This window comes from Wolbachia endosymbiont (group B) of Scrobipalpa ocellatella (assembly GCF_964188425.1).
In the GTDB taxonomy this organism is placed as follows: Bacteria; Pseudomonadota; Alphaproteobacteria; order Rickettsiales; family Anaplasmataceae; genus Wolbachia.
Genome location: NZ_OZ077190.1, coordinates 1246638 through 1265129, shown reverse-complemented (window position 1 = coordinate 1265129; position 18492 = coordinate 1246638). Strand labels below are relative to the sequence as shown.

Here is an 18492-nt window from a genome sequence, read left to right as displayed (position 1 = left end):
AGGTTATAGCAATGGAAATTTCAAATTGGCACGAATTATTGAGTTTAGTTAATGTTGACAAAGATTTAAGCAAAGATAACGTAATTGAAAAAATACAAAATGAGCTGAAAAGATATTCAAAGGAATATGAAGAGTGGGAAAAGTCTGGCTTTGATATAAATTATGTGTTTAAAGATGGTGAAAAAGCGACTCTTTTGCACTTGGTGGCTTCCTTTAACCTAGAAAATATAGCGAAGGCTCTCATGGAAAAAAGGGCAAATGTTAATGAAAAAGATGTAAAAGGAGATACTCCTTTACATAATACTACTTATCTTGATAGTATAAACATAGCAAACGCTCTCATAGAAAAAGGTGCAGATGTTAATGCAATAAATATATGGAGAAGGACTCCTTTACACTATGCTGCTTTATTTCGCAGTATGGCCATAATAGATGCTCTTGTGGAAAGAGGTGTCAATGTTAATGCAGTAGATATGTGGGGAGAGACTCCTTTATACTATCTTAATTGTCCAGCAATTAAGAAAGGGTGGATTGCCGGTGGAGTAACTGCATTATTAGGTACTGCTATATCTATAGCACTTTTTACAGCCGGAGCAATTACAGCTGAGTTAATACCTATAGTTATAGCAGTAGTTGCAATTACAGCAACAGCATTAATAGTTGGCAATGCTATATATAAATTGTCAAAGCCTGACACTCAAGTTGATAAACCAATCTCAGCAAATCGACAGCAAGAAACTGCTAGCGATAGTAGGGTTGCCTAGCGATTCTGCCACAGTGTCAGCTGCTTTAATGATATCCATTTGTTCCTATAATTGTCTTTTCTTGGCTACCTTATTTTGCTATTCTGCTGAACAGAGACAAATTTACTTTCTTACTTCACTCACTAAAATTTTAATATGTCGTTTCTTTCCTGCAGATAATTTTATAAATGGCTGACCTTTAAAGCTTTCAGAGTTTATTGTATAGTTAACATCGTTTATAGTATTATCATTAACTTTGCATCCATTGCCTTGTATTAAACGCTTTGCCGCACCTTTTGAAGGTTCAAAACCGGTGTCATACAGCAGGTCTATCAAGGGTATACCATTTGCAATTTGTTCTTTTGTAATAGTGTAACCAGAAAGCAATGAACTGTCTTCATTTTCAAAAGCAGAGATTGCAGCAGATCGTGCAAGTTCGGCTTCTTTGCAACCGTGACATATTTTCGTCACTTCTGTTGCCAAAACCTTTTTTGCTTCGTTTGTTTCTTGATCCTTCAAGGACTCTAGTTTTTTAATTTCATCAGTTGGTAAATCAGTGAAAAGTCTCAAGAAACGACCAACATCTTGATCATCAACATTGCGAAAATATTGCCAGTAATCATAAGAATTTAGCATGCTGCCATCAAGCCATACTGCCCCACTTTCAGTTTTGCCCATCTTTTTTCCTTGTGCGTTTAATAAAAGAGGTGTGGTAAGACCAAACAGCTCAGGTAAATTTAACTTTTTGCTAAGTTCAATTCCGTTTACTATATTTCCCCATTGGTCTGACCCTCCAATCTGGAAACGACAGCCATACTTTTTATTCAACTCGACAAAATCATAGGCTTGTAACAACATGTAATTAAACTCGAGAAAGCTTAGATTTTGCTCCCTATCTAGCCTAATTTTCACACTATCAAAGCCTAACATGCGATTTACAGAAAAATGTGTCCCTATATCACGCAAAAAGTCTATATATTTTATGTTATCTAACCAATCTGCGTTGTTTACTATGATTGCACCAGTTTTTCCATAATCGAAAGATATCATCTTCTCGAGGGTTTTCTTTATACCAAGTATATTTTGATTGATATCTTCTATCGGCAAGACGCTTCTTGCTTTGTCTTTACCAGATGGGTCACCAATTTTTGTTGTGCCACCTCCAAGTAGAACTATTGGCTTATAACCGAATTTTTGTAGGTGACGGAGCATCATGATTTGAATGAGACTGCCAATATGCAAACTTGGTGCCGTACAATCAAACCCAATGTATGCAATTATATAATTATCTTGTGATAATAGCTGGTCTAACCTATCAATGTTTGTACATTGATATAGGTATCCTCTTTCTTGAATGAAGTTTAAAAACTCGGATTTATGTTTCATAATATGTTATTTTGTGTGTAAACGGTGTTGTTAACGATGGTGTCATTCCAGTGCTTGACGCTGGAATCCAGTTTATTATGAAATTTCATCAAAAATGTTGTATAGTGTGCTCGTTTATGATTAAGTTTTCTAGATTCCAGCGTCAAGCACTGGAATGACACCACCAACTTCATAAGGGTTGCCTTCAAAATTACAACATTTGAAAGTGTATACCAGCTACCTGGATAATCAATTCCATAACTCTTCTATCTTATAATATTCTCTTACTTCTGGCCTGAATAGGTGAACCATTATACCTTGAAAATTCACAATCACCCAGTTACCTTCATCCATACCTTCTACATCTATTTTATCATATTGCTTGAGATTTTTCATCACGTGCTCAGCTAATGCTTTTACATGGCGGCTCGAATCACCGGATGCAATGATCATATATTTTGCAATGACAGTTTTATTCTGTACATCAAAAGTAACTATATCTTGACCTTTGTTTTGATCTATTACATCTACAATTGTATTTTTTATTGATTCTGTATCACCATTCATTATTCTAAATTATATAATTTATCTGTAATGATACACTCAAAATTTCTGAATATGAACTATTTTTGATATGTTTCTAGTGTAACGTTTATAATACATATATTTGTAATATATGATAGTTTTCTGATGGTATGATCATTTACTTAATCGGATTTCCGGGTAGTGGCAAACTTACGATTGCAAAAGAGCTGTGTAATATTATTGATGGGGTGATAGTAGACAATAACCTGTTTAATAATATTATATTTGATATGATTGACTTCAGAAATGCTGAGGTTACAAGTGAAATATGGGAAAAAATTTTTGTGATTAGAGAGAATATGTTAGCAATATTGGAAAAATACCATATAGAATCAAAGCATTATATATTTACAAACGAATTGATAAAAGGTGATTCCTATGATCAAAAAGTATACAACTCAGTGGTGAATTTAAGTAAAAAAATGAACGTGGAGATTCTCCCTGTGGTGTTATATTGTAATAGTGGAGAACTAGTAAAGCGCGTTCAATTAAAGGAAAGAGAGCAGGAGAGAAAAATTACTGATTCAGATTTTGCTATGAGAAGAATTAAAGGAAAGAAACTATTTGTCCCTCAAGGTTCACTTGAAATTGATAGCTCAAACTTAAGCGCAAAAGAAGTTGCAAAAAAAATTGTTGAAAAAATGAATAGTAAAAAAGTAGTTGGAACTTCTATGATAGATAATTTAGCAACAGAGAGTATTTGTGATTAGTGAGGAGAAAGAGTATCGCCCTTGTGTTGGCATAATGTTATTTAACAAACAGGGAAATATTTTTATTGGAAAACGTTTTGATAGTGACTCTTATTGGCAGATGCCACAAGGAGGAGTTGATGAAGGTGAAGAGCTAGAGCAGGCAGCGCTACGTGAGCTATTGGAGGAAGTTGGTACTGATGAAGCAGAAGTTGTGGCTCAAAATAAAGAGTGGATATATTACAACTTACCCGAGGAAGTTATACCGATATGCTGGAATGGGAGATATTCTGGCCAAAAGCAAAGGTGGTTCTTAATGAAATTTTGTGGGAAGGATAAGGATATTAATATTAACTATACTGATCATCCAGAGTTCAAAGAGTGGCGTTGGCAAAATGTGGATGATTTGGTAGCCAGTGCTATACCGTTCAAAAAAGAAGTTTATAAAAAAGTGATAGAAGAGTTTTCTTCTATCATAAAAGGATCTATTTATGATAGTTGATTCTCATTGTCATCTAATTTATTTTTCTGATGATGAAATACCAAAGGTAATTTCAAGAGCAGAGCAAAATGGTGTGAGAATTTTGCATAACATATGTATAAGCATTAATGATATCCCTAAATTATTAAAAATCTCTTCATCCTATGATCAAGTCTACTGCTCCGTTGGTATACATCCGCTTGATACTACTGTGGAAAAAGGTGAGTGTATAAATGCTGATGAATTGATTGAATTTACTAAGGGCAAAAAGGTAATTAGTATCGGTGAAACCGGATTAGATTTTTATAAATCTGATAACAAAAGCAATCAAAAAAAAAGTTTTGCATCACACATAGAAGCGGCAAAAGTAACAGGATTACCTTTAGTTATTCACACTAGAAGTGCTGATAGTGAGATGATTGATATGTTAAATTCAGAAATGAAGAAGGACGCTTTTAGTGGAGTAATGCATTGCTTTGCTTCTTCTAAAGAGCTTGCTTATAAGGCTATGGACTTGGGATTATACATTTCATTTTCTGGAATTATTACTTTTAAAAATGCGAACTTACTAAGAGAAATTGCACAAAATGTGCCACGTGAGCGTGTTTTAGTTGAAACTGATGCACCTTACCTGTCACCTGAGCCTTACAGAGGAAAAAAAAATGAACCAGCAATGGTGAAATACGTTGTGAATTGTTTAGCGAAATTATGGAATGAATCGCCAGAAGAAGTAGCAAAAATAACTACAAATAATTTTTTTAGACTGTTTTCGAAGCTTGAGCTCAAAGAAATTCTATAGGGCAATTAATTTAGCTGACAGAGCTCTTTTACTGCACTTACAGATTTATAAAACATCTCTTGTTCACTATCGTTCATTTTAACTTCTAGAACTTTCTCAACTCCATTTTTGCCAATAATAGTAGGAACACCAATGAATAAGTCTTTCACACCATATTCACCATTAAGATAAGCAGCGCATGGTAATATACGCCTTTTATCTTTTAAGTATGATTCTAGCATGCTTATGGCTGAAGATGCAGGAGCATAGTATGCAGATCCAGATTTAAGTAGATCAACTATTTCTTTTCCACCATTACGAGTGCGCTCAACTATTTCATCAACTTTTCCTCGCGTAATCACACCCATCTCAATGATTTGGGTAAGTGGAATGCCAGCAATTGAAGCATAATTGATTAGTGGTACCATAGTGTCACCATGTCCTCCAAGCACAAAAGCAGATACATCTTCGACAGAAATATTTAACTCACTTGCAAGAAAATAACGAAAACGAGCAGAGTCAAGCACTCCTGCCATACCAACAATCATATTAGTTGGCAGGCTTGAAGATTTGTATACTACTGAAACCATAGCATCTAAAGGATTGGTAACCACTATTACAAATGCGTTTGGAGAATGTTTTTTAATATTTTCCCCAACCTCTTTCATTACTGCAGCATTAGTTTGCAGAAGGTCATCTCTGCTCATTCCAGGTTTTCTGGCAATGCCAGCAGTTATTATAATTGCGTCAGAGTTTTTTATATCTTCATACCTATTTGTACCAGTAATATTGACATTAGATCGATCAATAGGAGATGATTCTGTAATGTCAAGTGCTTTACCTTGTGGTATTCCATCGCTTACATCAAGCAAAATAACATCTCCTAGCTCTCTTAGTGCAATCATATGGGCAAGAGTCCCACCGATATTTCCTGCACCAATCAAAGATATTTTTTTTCTTTGTGCTGTCATTTTCTACTCCTTTATATTTACTTTTGTGGCTTTACTAACTTCCCAAGGGGATAAGCTGTCAAACATACGAAAATCTTGTGGTAAGTCTATAGGATTATATACAACCTTTTTTGCCTCTATATCGTATCTTACTTCCTCGTAGCCAGTGAGAGGAAAATCTTTTAACATTGGATGACCTTTGAATCCATAATCCGTTAAAATCCTACGTAAATCTGGGTGATCAGAAAACTCTATTCCATACATATCAAATACTTCACGCTCAAACCACGAAGCTGCGTTAAATATCTTTGCTACACTTAGAGGTATATCACCTTCACATAACTGAAGCTTTATGTGCACTCTGATATTGTGTACAACGCTGAGCAAATTGTATATTAGCTCGAAACGTTTTTCTCTATCTGGGTAATCAACTCCAAAAACGTCAACTAATAATTCAAGCCTACACTTTTCATCATCACGTAGAAAGAGTAAGTGATTTTCAATGTCATTCAAAGCTGAATATATTACAATAGTGCCATCATTTTTCTGAATACATTCACATTTAGTCTTTTTTTGTATGTATTTTGCAGTTTTATCCATGCTATATATTTTTAGTTCGTTTTATTTTATTTTGTAGACATAGCATTCCATATAGCAACGCCTCAGCAGTTGGAGGGCATCCAGGAACATACACATCAACTGGCACAATTCTATCGCAACCACGGACTACTGAGTAAGAATAATGATAATAGCCACCGCCATTTGCACAACTTCCCATAGAGACGACGTATTTGGGATCTGCCATTTGATCATAAACTTTACGCAATGCTGCTGCCATTTTATTAGTTAACGTGCCAGCAACAATCATAACATCTGCTTGCCTTGGGCTTGCACGAAAGATTATGCCATATCTATCAAGATCATAACGACTGGATGCAGTGTGCATCATCTCTACTGCGCAACATGCAAGACCAAATGTCATTGGCCACAATGAACCAGACCTTGCCCAGTTCATTATATAATCTATTAAATCGCCAAATTTAGTGATAAGAAAACCTTCTTTTTTGTAACGATTCCAGTCGCCATTAGATAAATTTATTCCCATTCCAACGCACCTTTACACCACTCATAAAGAAAGCCTATAGTAAGTATTGCAAGGAATATCATCATAGACCAAAATCCGCAATAGCTTATTTTAGATAAAGAAACGGCCCAAGGGAAAAGAAAAGCAATTTCTAAATCGAATATTATGAACAATATTGCAACTAAGTAAAATTTTATGTCGAAACTTTTTCTGGCTCTTGATAAAGGATTAAAGCCACACTCATATGTAGAAAGCTTTTCACCATCTGGGTTACTGACTGCAAGAAACATAGGTAATACACCTAAAGTAAAGGATACTACAATTGATACACAGATAAAAATTAATATGGTTAAATATTCACTCATTTAAAAAACATATAACACTATGAATTTACATGCTTTCCTAATCTTTTACCACCTAAAATATGTATGTGAAAGTGCGGTATAACTTGCTCTCCATCTTTACCGTGATTAGTAACTAATCTATATCCTGTTTTTTCTAAGTTATATTTATGTGCTATTTCTCTAACAGTTTTAAAAAAACTTACTATTTCCTCTTCGGAAGCTTTCAGAACAAAATCATCGTATGAAACGTATTGAGCTTTTGGTATAACTAGAATATGAACTGGTGCATCAGGATACTTATCACGAAAAGCCAGCACATTTTCATTTTTATGTATTTCCTCATAAGACAACTCACCTCTTAATATCTTAGCAAAGATATTAGTGTCATCATAAGCTGTACTACCCATACTTTATTAAATTCCTGGTCCTCTTCTATTTTGCTTATGATTTGGTGTAGAAGGTGGGCTTATTGCTGCTTCGCTAGAAGCATCTTCAAGACTTGAAACGTCGTCTTTTAGCTGTATATCTTGTCCACGCAAAATTGACCCATAGTCCATTTGGTGTCTTTTTGAAAAAGTTTCTATTCTATTTGCCCTTCTTGCAGCAATAACTTCTGGTTGTAAATGATACATATCTCCAGGAACAGTTAGGCTATGATACCTTTCCTCTATTTGAACTTCTTTCATAACACTCTCCATAATTTATTTCCCCCTACCTCTTATGCTTTCGCAACTTTCAAAATCTTGTTTAATAGCTTTTTGCCAATTATTTAAAATTTTCTCTGATGACTTTTCTTTATCCATAGGCCTTACAACTTCCTGTGACTTCTGCTTTTTACTATCATATCCACTATACAACTTTTCTGCAATACCATACAGCAATTTCCGATCTGTGTGAACTTTAAACTCTCCACCAGTAATTTTTGCCAAATTTTTAAGATCACAATCAATCTTATTATAAATTCCTTCAAGAGCGTACTTTTTCATTACTTTTTCATCCATACCTAGATTTTTATCTTTTATTTCTTGGATAATTTTTTCAACATCAACTTCAATTACAATTTTGTTTTCTTCTCTAAAAATAGTTATATTGGGCAGATCTTCCCTTATTTCATCTAATTTCTCTGGACTCAAGTAAGGTATATCCCCCGTTAAAGTTCTTGACGCTAAAAAACTTACCTTACCTTTTTCTTGTTTTGTTATTTGTATGCCGAGGTACTTACTAGCTTCTGTGGTTTTTATAGGTGGGTCATATTTCTCTTCTTCTTTAGGCAAATCACTCACAGCGTTTTTTAATGAAACTTTAGCATCATGCTTCATTTCATCAATTGAAGCAAACGGTTTCTTCATAGGATAAATAAGTGCTTTAGGCACAAGAAAAAACACGCCTTTTATCTTAGCCAAAATAGACTTTTTATTTGACTCATCTTTTGCCATACATACCTCCAAGTCACTTTCTACAATCAGATAGTAAAACACACTCAATTATAGACGAAAATATTTAAGCTTGTATATCTATTATAAGATGAAATTATAGAAATAGCAATCATTATTTGTACATTACCAAAGTATGTAGTATTTTTGCTGCTTTTCTTGTTCAAATTACCTTTAAAGATAAATTATGTTAAAATGGAACGCAAATAATATTATAGATGCTACTGGCGGAAGAGGGGAGGGTGTTTGTAATTCGGTGTATAGCTCAAATATTTCAACGGATACAAGAAGCATAAAAAAAGGTGATTTATTTATTGCTCTCAAGGGAAAGAAATTTGATGGGCATGATTTTCTACATGAAGCATTTTTAAAAGGAGCTGTTGCTGCGGTAGTAAGCGAAGATAAATATAGAAATTTTCCTCTAATTATTGTGCAAGATACTCTAAAAGCTTTGCATAATATGGCATCATATTACATTAGAAATATTCTTGTTAATGCTAAAGTTATCACAATTACAGGTAGTGTTGGGAAAACCACTACAAAAGATATGCTTAACACTGTTTTGTTGCATTATGGAGTATCTCATGTAAATGAAGGTAACTTGAATAATAATATAGGATTGCCTTTTACGATTCTAAAAGCGCCAGAAGACTGCCAGTATTTAATCCTTGAAATAGGAATGAGTAGAGCTGGTGAAATAAAAGAGTTATCGAAGATTAGCAATCCGGATATTGCAGTTATTACCAACATTGAACCTGCGCATGTTGAAAACTTTTCATCTCTACTTGATATTGCGCAAGCGAAATTAGAAATTCTACATGGTATGAAAAATAATGGTACTTTGGTTTTGAATAAGGATAATGAACATTATGATTATCTCTTATCAAATGCTAACAGAAATGTAGTAAGCTTTGGTAAGAATGAAAGTGCTACTGTTTGTTTGTTAGAACTAATAAGAGACGATAACGGTCTAAATTTAAAAATCAAACTGAACAGTGGTCAAATTATGAACTGTAATTTACCTGTAAAAGGCGAACATTTTGCATACTCTGCATTAGTTGTTACAGCAGTTTTGCAAAGTCTCGAACTTGATTTATCTAAATTACCACTAGCACTTGAGAATTTTACTGTAACAGAAGGTAGAGGTAATGTTCATCAAGCTAAATACAATGGAAAATTAGTACATTTGATTAACGACTCCTATAATGCTAACCCTACTTCAATGAAGGCTGCAATAAGAACTTTAGGTACATATTCTAATTTAAGAAAAGTGGCACTACTTGGCGATATGTTAGGACTTGGTAATGAAAGCATAGTATTTCATACAGAATTGCTTGACTCTATAGTAGAACAAAATGTGAATAAAGTTCATACAGTTGGTAAATTTATGTTAGAATTGAATAAACTTTTACCGGAGAATATAAAAGGCATGCATTTCGATGATTCTAACCAATTGAAAAGTAATTTAGCTAATATTGTTCAAGGTAATGATGTAATTTTAGTTAAAGGTTCTCATGGAATGAGAATGGACCTTATAGTGCAGGAATTCACAATAGAATATTAAATAAAACTATTGTATTAATTTAAAGTTAAGTTATTGGAAGTTTTAACTGTGATAAAACGTATAATTATTTTTGGTGGAACGGGATTTATAGGAAAACACATCGTAAGACGCTTGGCAGCGGCGGGGTATTTAATAAGAATATTTACTCGTGATCAGGAAAAAGCTGCTTGTCTGAAGTTATGTGGAAATTTAGGACAAATATCAATAATTGAAGGAGATTTTTTTAATGAAAGATCAATTTTAGAAAGTATGGAGGGGTGTGATGTTGTTATAAATTTAGTAGGAATATTATATGAAAAAAGAAAATACGATTTCTATACAGTTCATGTTGGAATAGCTGAAAGAATAGCAAAAGCTGCGCAAATAAAAAATGTATCCATGATGATACATTTTTCTGCCATGGGAATAGAAAATGATAAGTTATCAAAATATGCCCAAAGTAAATTGAAAGGTGAGAAAGCTGTAGCTTCGGCGTTTCAAGGAGCAATGATAATTAAGCCAAGTCTTGTATTCGGTAAAGAAGATAGTTTCTTCAATAAATTTGCAAGATTAGCAACAATTCTTCCTTTTTTGCCGTTAATCGGTAGTGGAATAACGAAGTTTCAGCCGATATGTGTAACAAACTTAGCTGAAGTGGTATACCGTATTATCAGCTTTAATAAGCAAGATAAAAAAATTTATAATATAGGTGGACCAAAAGTTTACTCTTTTAAAAGCTTATTAAAGTTTATTCTGAATGTGACTAACAGAAAGTGTCTACTGATCAATGTACCTTTTCCAATGGCAAGATTGATAGCCTTTTTCTTAGAAAGTAAAGTTGTTTCTGTACTGTTAAAACCTATAACCGGAGATGCAAGCCCTATACTTACTCGAGATCAGGTGAAAGTTATGATGAGTAGTTCAATCGAAAAGTCAGATGATCTCGGAACAATGAAAATTAGACCACTAGCAATTGAAAATGTGGTGCCAGAATACTTGAAAATTTATAGAAAGCATTGATAGAAGAATGTGCCCGGTAGGATTCGAACCTACGACCCACAGCTTAGAAGGCTGTTGCTCTATCCAACTGAGCTACGGGCACACATCATATATAAAATGCTTCTTAGTACACGTGAAGTCAAGTATTTCTTGTGAATATAATGTTTGTGATAATATCTCAAAACTTTGTCAGTACAGCATGTAACGATAAAACTGAGAAAAAAGAAGCGTGGGTAATAGGAAGTCTAATAGCGCAGTAACACAGAACCCCAGGTCAGGCCTGCACCTATTGAAATCAGCAGTACCAGATTTCCTGATTTTATTTTTGATTCTTGTATTGCATAGTCTAAGGCCAGTGGAATTGATGCTGCTGAGGTGTTTGCATGCTTATCAACGGTATTAATCACTTTCTCTATAGGAAAATCTAATTTCTTTACTACTGCTTCAATAATACGAATGTTTGCTTGATGGGGAATTAACCAGTCAATATCAATGATTTTCAAATTATTGCATTTCAGAGTTTCCTCTACTGAGGCTGTTAACTTATCCACTGCATGTTTAAACACTTCTCTTCCATTCATAAGTATCTTTCCAGAATCACGAGTAGAGGATACCCCTCCGTTCGTACATAGTATGTCCACATTGCCATCAGAGTGTAAGTTTGTTGATATGATGCCGCTGCTACCCATTTCTGATTTTATTATCACTGCACCAGCACTATCACCAAAGAGTACACAAGTTGACCTATCTTCCCAGTCAACAATCCTAGACATTATTTCAGCACCAATAACGAGCGCATATTTTATTCTATTGTCAGATTTTATGAGCGAATCAGCAACTGTAACTGCATATATAAAACCAGAGCATGCTGCTTGTACATCAAAAGAAAATGCATTTTTACATTTTAACTTACTTTGTACAATCGTTGCACAGCTAGGCAAAGTTTTGTCAGGTGTTGTTGTTGCAACTATGATCAAACCAATTTCATCTATTGAAATTTTCGCTTTTTCTATAGCATTTTTTGCTGCATTAACAGCTAAATCTGACGTTAGTTCTCCTTCATCTGCTATATGTCTTTGAACTATTCCTGTTCTTTGCCGTATCCATTCATCGTTTGTTTCAACTATCAATGCAATTTCGTTATTACTCAAAATTTTTTTTGGTAGGTAAGAACCAGTGCTCAATATGAAACTTTTATTCAATATGACTTACCCCGTTAATTATCTTCTGGTTCAAATTTTCACTGATTGCATTTACTGCAAATTTTATAGCGTGAGCAAAAGAAATAGCATCAGAATTTCCGTGGCTCTTTATAATGATACCATTTAGCCCTAAAAACATAGCTCCACTTCTAATTTTAGGATTAAAACGCTCTAATGCTTTATTTAGCTTGGGTTTTAACAATATGCCGACAAGCATTTTTGTCATCCATGAATTAAATACTTCCTGTTTTATTAGACTGATAAAAGTACCAGCAGTTGCCTCAGCTGTCTTGAGCATTACATTACCAACAAAACCATCAGCAACAATTACGTCTATATTACCATCTAAAAATTCACTTGCCTCTATATATCCTTTGAAGTTAATACTTGGAGCATTTTTGAGTAACTCAAAAGCTCCTCTTACTGAGTCAGTACCTTTCACTTCCTCTGTACCAATGTTTAGCAAAGCGACTTCAGGATTTTCAACTTTTAATGCTATTTTTGCAAATATACTCCCCATTAATGCAAATTGAAATAATGAGTCAGTATTACAGTCAACATTTGCACCAAGATCAAGCAATGCAAAGCTTTTTGTCTTAGTTGGACAGACAGATGCAATAGCAGGACGATAGATATTGGGTAATGTTCCTAAAATAAATCTGGAGATAGCCATCAATGCTCCAGTGTTGCCTGAAGACACCATCCCAAAAGCTTTACCTTTTTTCACTGCTTCAACAGCTGCCTTCATACTTGAATCTTTGCGATGTCTAAGTGCAAAAGAGGGTTTATCATTTGGAAGAACATTATCAGAGCAATGGGTAAATTCGGAGTTATCGCTTACTTTTTTGTATTTTGAAAGCAAAGGAGATATTTCTTTCTGATCTCCATAAATATGAAAAAAAACTTCAACACCTGGGTCAACAAGATTATCCAAGAAAAAACTAGCACCTTGAATTACGGAAAGAGGTGCAAAATCCCCTCCCATAGCATCAAGTGCGATAGCTATGTTGTTGTTGACCGTGGGTAACATATCATGAGTTACTCCGCCTTTTGTTTAATGAAAACACGTTTTCCTTTGTAACTATTGTCAACTGCTATGTTGTGAGGCAACATGAATTCTCCAGTTGTTGCACATACTACAATATTCTTAGGCTTAATAGCATGATGAGAACGATGCATATTACGCCTTGACTTTGACTTTTTTCTCTTCGGAACTGCCAAAACTTACTCCAATTCAATTATATAACACAATTTATTAGTAGCATGTTTTTTACAAGGAGTAAATAGCAAAATAAATAAGGTTTTCTTATACAATTCAGTCTTATAAACTTAAACTCAAGCATTTTGATCAAAGTATATTGAACTTAAGACATATCTTGACTATACTCTGGCGAAGTTAATAAAAATTTTAATAAAATCAGTAAAACTAATTTTAGCTAAGATAAATGTAAAGTGAGTTCCTTTAATATAGACAGCGTTAGAATAATCGGTAGATGCTTTATGAACTTTCTGTTGAGGATTGGTAACGCATTTGTATTTTTTATTCAATCTCTATACCACTGCTTTATTCCTCCATATTATTTTAGCAATGTGGCAAGACAAATTATAGAGATAGGCTTTTTCTCTTTGCCAATTGTTGGGCTCACTGGAGTTTTTATAGGAGCAGTGATAGTTTTACAGAGTAGCTTAAGTGGTATATTGATTAATCAAGAACAAGTAGTACCTAAACTTGTTGCGATCACTATCATTAAAGAGTTAGGGCCAGTTTTGATCAGCTTAATAATGGTAGGAAAGGTTGGGTCCTCAATTGCAGCAGAAATTGGCACGATGCGCATCACTGAACAAATAGATGCACTTACAACTTTGGACATCAATCCTTTCAAATATTTAATTGTACCAAGAATTCTAGCGTCAGTTATAGTATTTCCAATACTTACAGTATGTGCAGATCTAATAGGAATATTTGGAGGGTATGTCACCGCAGTCTTTGAATTTAACCACAATTTAAATATATACATAAAATATACAGCTCAATTCTTTAATATGTACGATTTTATTGTTGGGCTAATGAAAGCGACTGCTTTTGGAGCCATAATTTCTGTTTCAAGTTGTTATTACGGTTACCATTGTAGGGAAGGTGCACGAGGAGTAGGTATTGCAACAACATCAACTGTTGTTATATCCTCTATATTGATAATTTTAGCAAATTACTTAATTACTTTAATACATGCATAGCCCCATAATATCAATATTGAATATAAGCTTATCCTTTGATGATAGAACGATATTAAACAACATAACTTTCAATATATCGAAAGGAGAATCATTAGTCATACTTGGCGGCTCAGGAAGTGGTAAATCTGTATTAACAAAAATAATTATTGGATTACTGACACCAGACTCAGGGTCTATTAAAATAAATAGTAAAAGCAAAAATAAATTTGGAGTCTTATTTCAAAATTCCGCTTTGTTTGACTACGTTACAGTGTGGGAAAATATATCTTTTAATTATAAAAAGCGCTTTAATATCAGCGAAAAGGAGGCAAAACAGCTAGCAATCGAGAAGTTAAATGATGTTGGACTGGAGGAAAGCATAGCAGATATGTTTCCAATCGAGCTATCAGGCGGAATGAAAAAAAGAGTAGCACTTGCAAGGGCGATTGCGCACAATCCAGAAATTATTGTATTGGATGAGCCAACTTCAGGATTGGACCCAATTATGTCAGATATGGTAAACGAGATAATAATAAAATTATCTAAAGACTTTAACCCTACAATTATCACGATTACACATGATATTCATAGTGCATTTAAAATAGCTGATAAAATAGCAGTATTATACGAAGGGAATATTATCTACCACGGAACTGTCCAAGAAATACAAAATACTAATAACGAATATATAAAAAAATTCATTCATTATATATAGCTATAGGTTTACAAACGATATTGTGAATGCCACATCTAGCATAACTTGAGCTACTGACAATTGTCGTTCTGTTACTAGTGTAGTGCCACGGTGGTATGGTGTGTTAGCTATAAAACAACGCATTAAATATAGCTAAAGTAACTTATATCAATTTTTATTATTATGCCAATTCCAACTGCGGAAATTTATTGAATTTGTTACTTCACTACTCAACAGCAATTACAACTGATGATTTTATTTCATTCTACTACCTGCTGATTTATTTTCTGCTCAGCATATCCATTAAATCAGATTCTTTGAGTTTATTATGATCAACTTTACTGAATTTATTCACCATAGAGCTCATTTGATTATACTGCTTAATTAGAAGATTAACGTCAGTTACACTTGTTCCGGACCCCTTAGAAATTCTAAGTCTTCTTTTGCCATTTAAAATATCTGGATTTTGCCTTTCTTTTTCGGTCATTGAGTTTATGATGGCTATATATTTTTTCACTTTATTGTCGTCTGGCACACTGCTACTTAGCTTTTTTGTGAATGAACTAGGGATGAATTTCATTATGTTGCTAATGCCATCCATTTTACTCAGAGTTTTTAACATTCCCACTAGGTCGTTTAGATCGAATTTACCCTTTTTTACTTTCTTTTGTAACTTATCAATTTCTTCCTGACCAACAATCTCAGCAGCTTTTTCAACCAATGATACAACATCACCCATGCTAAGTATCCTTTTTGCAATTCTATCGGGATAAAAATCATCGAGGTCACTTAATTTTTCACCACAAGCAATAAATTTAATTGGACAATCGGTGATCATTTTCATAGAAAGAGCAGCACCACCACGTGCATCACCATCAACACGGGTGAGAATAATGCCGGTTACACCTATTACCTCATTGAATGATTTGGCAATGTTGACCGCATCCTGGCCTATCATTGCGTCGGCTACTAAAATAACTTCTGCAGGTGAAGCTATTTCCTTTACGGCTTTCAACTCATTCATCATATTATTGTCAATATGAAGCCTGCCTGCGGTGTCTAGTATTAATACATCATAATTATCGTTCTTTGCTGCTGCCAGTGCCCTTTTTGTAATTGCAATAGGCTCCTCATTTATTACTATAGATAAAGTTTGTACGTCTATCTGTTTACCTAGCACCTCAAGTTGTTTCTGGGCAGCCGGCCTATAAATGTCTAAAGAGGCAAGCATCACTTTTTTCTTTTGCTTTTTTAGCTTGAAAGCAAGCTTTCCTGAGGTAGTTGTTTTACCTGCACCTTGTAAGCCCACCATCATAATCACAGCAGGGGGTTTAACTGCTAGATTTAAGTCACTTTTCTCTGATCCGAGAACTGCAACTAAATTATCCTGCACAATTTTAATTATCATTTGTGCTGGAGAAACACTTTTTATGACTTTTTCCCCAATCACTTTATCTTTAATGTCGTTGATGAATTTTTTTGCAACTTCAAGTGAAACGTCAGCTTCAATTAAAGCTATACGTATTTCACGCATGGCAAGATTAAAATCATCTTCAGAAATGATCGACTTTCCTCTCAGTTTACTAAATACAGAATTTAAACTTTCAGTTAACGATTTAAACATAATAGCATTAGTAGAATACTCATTAAAAAGAGAGAAGAAGCTGAAACAAAACTCACTGAGTTATAACTTAGCACTTCTTTAAGTTTAGTAATATTATTAAAGTATAAATTAGTAAGTGAATTAGTCAAGTTTTGCAGTACGTTGGCAGACATTTCTCTCACTTTAAAGACCAATTGATTGAACAGCAAGACAATATAGGGTACGAAAGCTCTAAAAATCCAATCAATATCCATTTTAAAATTTATTCTTGGGTAAAATAACTTGCGTAAAGGAATAAACAATAAAGTGGTACATAATAACAAATTAAATTGCGACAAAATATTTTTTGTGTTGTACACAAAATCGAAAATCGAAGGGTTATTGTAAATAGGCAAGTAAGGGTTGCCAGCAATTATACATATGAATGCTAAAATAATCATTGTTATTCTACCTTCTTTCCCTTCTGAAGGTTTGGACTTGCTTTTAGCGATAAATATGTAATAGAAAAACTTGAGCCCCACGCTTAAATAAAGCAGTAAATTTAGAATCTTGTATAAATTTTTATACACTTCTAAATTAGCACCACTTGCTTCAATCTCGGCTGTAATGTATGATTTGCTAATAAATCCAACGGTTCCAGGAAATGCAGCCACTGTGAATATCGCAATTATAGCACACATGCCTTCGACTGACATCAATTTACCCACTCCATTAAAACTAATTGTTTTTGTCCGCGAAATAATCGCATTGCTAACCACAAACAATAATGATTGATAAACAAGAGAGAAAATTATGTGTAGCATCAAAATTGGTATTGCCTTTTCCGAAGGGCTGAGTAAACCTCCTGCAATAATCAGCAAGCCCATTTGTCCTACAACATTATAGCATAGAAATCTACGAATATTTTGCTCAAGAGAAGCAAATATAATGCTGTAAATTACAGTGATGGCGCCTACAAGTGCTAATATTTCAGTACAATCTTGCCATAGGGTGTAAGTGTGTAAAAGCATCACTAAAAAAGAGACTTTAGTGGTAAATAAAGAGAGATATGTAGTGCCATGTAGTGATGCAGCAGGATATGCATCAACAACCCAAAACGAAAAAGGAAAACAAGCGCAGTTTATCAATAAACCCAAAATTATCAGGTTAGTGCTTTGAAGTGCCAATCCTGCTGTCAATATAACTCCAACCAAAAAGTGTACACAAGCGTACCTTATTGCAGATCCACTATCTCTACAGCTAGCTGCGATAATAAAAAATGCACTGATGGTCATTAATTCAAAGAATATTATAACCAACATTATCTGCTTGGATAAAATTGCACAGAGTGAGCAGGTAGTATAAGCAAAAAAAGATAGCATCTCTGAAAAAGTCAAATTTTGTGTTGGTAGAACAGCTAAAAATGCAACTGATAAAAAAGATATTAGTACGATACGAAAAGATAAATCAAAATTTAGAACTGGATGAGAGCAATTCAGTGTAGTACCTAAATTTTCAGGTAATATTAGGACTATCACTATTAATGTAGTCAACAGAAATAGCAATAAAAATTTATAAAGTTGCACAATGATGTAAAACAGTATGGTTTATGCTACCTCAACATACAAATAAAATCAATTTGCATATTAACCACTAGTTAAGCTAATTACCATATAATTATATCAGGGTTTAGAAGGTTATAGAGAAACCGGTCAGATTAGGTTTTTAATCTAATCTGACCGATAGCTTTAATAGTGAGGTAAGCTTTAATATAGCACTCCTAATTCACAGTGCTACACTCGTGCA

The 18492-nt window shown here is 34.0% G+C and carries 23 protein-coding genes and 1 tRNA gene; 8 read left to right on the top strand and 16 right to left on the bottom strand.

Annotation, left to right across the window (positions count from 1 at the left end; genetic code table 11):
• The first annotated feature begins 11 nt into the window (after positions 1 to 11).
• The gene (locus AB3210_RS05945; protein WP_007302265.1) at positions 12 to 764 is read left to right on the top strand and encodes an ankyrin repeat domain-containing protein; all 753 of its coding nucleotides are present in this window, start codon (positions 12 to 14) and stop codon (positions 762 to 764) included.
• Positions 765 to 866: 102 nt separating this feature from the next.
• On the opposite strand, the gene tyrS is transcribed toward AB3210_RS05945, so the two are convergent.
• Both tyrS and rsfS read right to left on the bottom strand, forming a co-directional pair.
• Positions 867 to 2129, bottom strand: coding sequence for a tyrosine--tRNA ligase (tyrS, locus tag AB3210_RS05940; protein ID WP_052264675.1), 1263 nt, complete (start codon positions 2127 to 2129; stop codon positions 867 to 869).
• Positions 2130 to 2357: 228 nt separating this feature from the next.
• Positions 2358 to 2675, bottom strand: a complete 318-nt coding sequence (gene rsfS / locus AB3210_RS05935; RefSeq protein ID WP_007302263.1) for a ribosome silencing factor — start codon at positions 2673 to 2675, stop codon at positions 2358 to 2360.
• A gap of 128 nt (positions 2676 to 2803) precedes the next feature.
• Here rsfS and AB3210_RS05930 point away from each other — a divergent pair, with 128 nt between their 5' ends.
• The 3 genes from AB3210_RS05930 to AB3210_RS05920 are packed head-to-tail and all read left to right on the top strand — an operon-like array spanning position 2804 to position 4662.
• A complete protein-coding gene (locus tag AB3210_RS05930; RefSeq protein ID WP_052264674.1) occupies positions 2804 to 3403 on the top strand; it encodes an AAA family ATPase in 600 nt (199 codons plus the stop codon).
• Entirely contained in the window at positions 3396 to 3884 is a 489-nt protein-coding gene (locus AB3210_RS05925; RefSeq protein WP_007302261.1) for an RNA pyrophosphohydrolase, read from the top strand. The genes AB3210_RS05930 and AB3210_RS05925 overlap by 8 nt, the downstream gene beginning before the upstream one ends.
• Positions 3874 to 4662, top strand: coding sequence for a TatD family hydrolase (locus AB3210_RS05920; protein WP_007302260.1), 789 nt, complete (start codon positions 3874 to 3876; stop codon positions 4660 to 4662). Before AB3210_RS05925 ends, AB3210_RS05920 begins: the two co-directional genes overlap by 11 nt.
• A gap of 5 nt (positions 4663 to 4667) precedes the next feature.
• Here the strand turns inward: AB3210_RS05920 and mdh are convergent, their stop codons facing one another.
• Genes mdh through AB3210_RS05885 form a run of 7 tightly spaced genes read right to left on the bottom strand, consistent with a single transcriptional unit; the run spans position 4668 to position 8455 of the window.
• On the bottom strand, positions 4668 to 5612 hold the full coding sequence (mdh, locus tag AB3210_RS05915) for a malate dehydrogenase (RefSeq protein ID WP_007302259.1): 945 nt from the start codon (positions 5610 to 5612) through the stop codon (positions 4668 to 4670).
• 3 nt (positions 5613 to 5615) lie between these two features.
• Entirely contained in the window at positions 5616 to 6191 is a 576-nt protein-coding gene (locus AB3210_RS05910) for an NADH-quinone oxidoreductase subunit C (protein WP_007302258.1), read from the bottom strand.
• Position 6192: 1 nt separating this feature from the next.
• Complete coding sequence (locus AB3210_RS05905) at positions 6193 to 6696, bottom strand: NuoB/complex I 20 kDa subunit family protein (protein ID WP_007302257.1); 504 nt, start codon at positions 6694 to 6696, stop codon at positions 6193 to 6195.
• Positions 6687 to 7040, bottom strand: a complete 354-nt coding sequence (locus tag AB3210_RS05900) for an NADH-quinone oxidoreductase subunit A (RefSeq protein WP_012481929.1) — start codon at positions 7038 to 7040, stop codon at positions 6687 to 6689. The genes AB3210_RS05905 and AB3210_RS05900 overlap by 10 nt, the downstream gene beginning before the upstream one ends.
• A gap of 17 nt (positions 7041 to 7057) precedes the next feature.
• Positions 7058 to 7426, bottom strand: a complete 369-nt coding sequence (locus AB3210_RS05895; protein WP_006014413.1) for an HIT domain-containing protein — start codon at positions 7424 to 7426, stop codon at positions 7058 to 7060.
• A gap of 6 nt (positions 7427 to 7432) precedes the next feature.
• Complete coding sequence (locus tag AB3210_RS05890) at positions 7433 to 7717, bottom strand: hypothetical protein (RefSeq protein ID WP_019236871.1); 285 nt, start codon at positions 7715 to 7717, stop codon at positions 7433 to 7435.
• 3 nt (positions 7718 to 7720) lie between these two features.
• Positions 7721 to 8455, bottom strand: coding sequence for a hypothetical protein (locus AB3210_RS05885; protein WP_007302253.1), 735 nt, complete (start codon positions 8453 to 8455; stop codon positions 7721 to 7723).
• Between the two features lie 184 nt (positions 8456 to 8639).
• On the opposite strand from AB3210_RS05885, the gene AB3210_RS05880 reads away from it, so the two are divergent.
• Together AB3210_RS05880 and AB3210_RS05875 are read left to right on the top strand one after the other, a co-directional pair.
• Positions 8640 to 10016: a UDP-N-acetylmuramoyl-tripeptide--D-alanyl-D-alanine ligase gene (locus AB3210_RS05880; RefSeq protein ID WP_019078639.1), complete on the top strand. Its 1377-nt coding sequence runs from the start codon at positions 8640 to 8642 to the stop codon at positions 10014 to 10016.
• A gap of 48 nt (positions 10017 to 10064) precedes the next feature.
• Complete coding sequence (locus AB3210_RS05875; protein WP_180708352.1) at positions 10065 to 11015, top strand: complex I NDUFA9 subunit family protein; 951 nt, start codon at positions 10065 to 10067, stop codon at positions 11013 to 11015.
• A gap of 8 nt (positions 11016 to 11023) precedes the next feature.
• Here the strand turns inward: AB3210_RS05875 and AB3210_RS05870 are convergent.
• The 4 genes from AB3210_RS05870 to rpmF form a co-directional block, all read right to left on the bottom strand.
• Positions 11024 to 11097, bottom strand: a tRNA-Arg gene (locus AB3210_RS05870).
• Between the two features lie 142 nt (positions 11098 to 11239).
• Positions 11240 to 12196, bottom strand: coding sequence for a beta-ketoacyl-ACP synthase III (locus AB3210_RS05865; RefSeq protein ID WP_052264671.1), 957 nt, complete (start codon positions 12194 to 12196; stop codon positions 11240 to 11242).
• Positions 12189 to 13226, bottom strand: coding sequence for a phosphate acyltransferase PlsX (gene plsX / locus AB3210_RS05860; RefSeq protein WP_096097156.1), 1038 nt, complete (start codon positions 13224 to 13226; stop codon positions 12189 to 12191). The genes AB3210_RS05865 and plsX overlap by 8 nt, the downstream gene beginning before the upstream one ends.
• A gap of 8 nt (positions 13227 to 13234) precedes the next feature.
• The gene (rpmF, locus tag AB3210_RS05855; RefSeq protein WP_006014434.1) at positions 13235 to 13417 is read right to left on the bottom strand and encodes a 50S ribosomal protein L32; all 183 of its coding nucleotides are present in this window, start codon (positions 13415 to 13417) and stop codon (positions 13235 to 13237) included.
• A 231-nt stretch (positions 13418 to 13648) separates the two neighbouring features.
• Here rpmF and AB3210_RS05850 point away from each other — a divergent pair, with 231 nt between their 5' ends.
• On the top strand, positions 13649 to 14431 hold the full coding sequence (locus AB3210_RS05850) for an MlaE family ABC transporter permease (protein ID WP_052264924.1): 783 nt from the start codon (positions 13649 to 13651) through the stop codon (positions 14429 to 14431).
• Positions 14424 to 15125 (top strand): ABC transporter ATP-binding protein, encoded by a 702-nt coding sequence (locus tag AB3210_RS05845; RefSeq protein ID WP_052264923.1) that lies wholly within the window; start codon positions 14424 to 14426, stop codon positions 15123 to 15125. Before AB3210_RS05850 ends, AB3210_RS05845 begins: the two co-directional genes overlap by 8 nt.
• On the opposite strand, the gene AB3210_RS05840 is transcribed toward AB3210_RS05845, so the two are convergent.
• The 3 genes from AB3210_RS05840 to AB3210_RS05830 all read right to left on the bottom strand — a co-directional run bounded on the left by AB3210_RS05840 (position 15126) and on the right by AB3210_RS05830 (position 18272).
• Positions 15126 to 15248 (bottom strand): hypothetical protein, encoded by a 123-nt coding sequence (locus AB3210_RS05840; protein WP_264377365.1) that lies wholly within the window; start codon positions 15246 to 15248, stop codon positions 15126 to 15128. It abuts the gene before it with no gap.
• A gap of 136 nt (positions 15249 to 15384) precedes the next feature.
• A complete protein-coding gene (gene ffh / locus AB3210_RS05835; RefSeq protein ID WP_052264999.1) occupies positions 15385 to 16728 on the bottom strand; it encodes a signal recognition particle protein in 1344 nt (447 codons plus the stop codon).
• Complete coding sequence (locus AB3210_RS05830; RefSeq protein WP_052264998.1) at positions 16713 to 18272, bottom strand: proton-conducting transporter membrane subunit; 1560 nt, start codon at positions 18270 to 18272, stop codon at positions 16713 to 16715. Before AB3210_RS05830 ends, ffh begins: the two co-directional genes overlap by 16 nt.
• Positions 18273 to 18492 lie beyond the last annotated feature (220 nt).

Coding starts and splice junctions, on each gene's coding strand:
- plsX (WP_096097156.1), bottom strand. CDS start 13,226: ATGTTACCCACGGTCAACAACAACATAGCTATCGCACTTGATGCTATG.
- tyrS (WP_052264675.1), bottom strand. CDS start 2,129: ATGAAACATAAATCCGAGTTTTTAAACTTCATTCAAGAAAGAGGATAC.
- AB3210_RS05900 (WP_012481929.1), bottom strand. CDS start 7,040: ATGAGTGAATATTTAACCATATTAATTTTTATCTGTGTATCAATTGTA.
- AB3210_RS05920 (WP_007302260.1), top strand. CDS start 3,874: ATGATAGTTGATTCTCATTGTCATCTAATTTATTTTTCTGATGATGAA.
- AB3210_RS05885 (WP_007302253.1), bottom strand. CDS start 8,455: ATGGCAAAAGATGAGTCAAATAAAAAGTCTATTTTGGCTAAGATAAAA.
- AB3210_RS05845 (WP_052264923.1), top strand. CDS start 14,424: ATGCATAGCCCCATAATATCAATATTGAATATAAGCTTATCCTTTGAT.
- ffh (WP_052264999.1), bottom strand. CDS start 16,728: ATGTTTAAATCGTTAACTGAAAGTTTAAATTCTGTATTTAGTAAACTG.
- AB3210_RS05880 (WP_019078639.1), top strand. CDS start 8,640: ATGTTAAAATGGAACGCAAATAATATTATAGATGCTACTGGCGGAAGA.
- rsfS (WP_007302263.1), bottom strand. CDS start 2,675: ATGAATGGTGATACAGAATCAATAAAAAATACAATTGTAGATGTAATA.
- AB3210_RS05930 (WP_052264674.1), top strand. CDS start 2,804: ATGATCATTTACTTAATCGGATTTCCGGGTAGTGGCAAACTTACGATT.
- AB3210_RS05840 (WP_264377365.1), bottom strand. CDS start 15,248: ATGCGTTGTTTTATAGCTAACACACCATACCACCGTGGCACTACACTA.
- AB3210_RS05945 (WP_007302265.1), top strand. CDS start 12: ATGGAAATTTCAAATTGGCACGAATTATTGAGTTTAGTTAATGTTGAC.
- AB3210_RS05890 (WP_019236871.1), bottom strand. CDS start 7,717: ATGGAGAGTGTTATGAAAGAAGTTCAAATAGAGGAAAGGTATCATAGC.
- AB3210_RS05905 (WP_007302257.1), bottom strand. CDS start 6,696: ATGGGAATAAATTTATCTAATGGCGACTGGAATCGTTACAAAAAAGAA.
- mdh (WP_007302259.1), bottom strand. CDS start 5,612: ATGACAGCACAAAGAAAAAAAATATCTTTGATTGGTGCAGGAAATATC.
- AB3210_RS05910 (WP_007302258.1), bottom strand. CDS start 6,191: ATGGATAAAACTGCAAAATACATACAAAAAAAGACTAAATGTGAATGT.
- AB3210_RS05895 (WP_006014413.1), bottom strand. CDS start 7,426: ATGGGTAGTACAGCTTATGATGACACTAATATCTTTGCTAAGATATTA.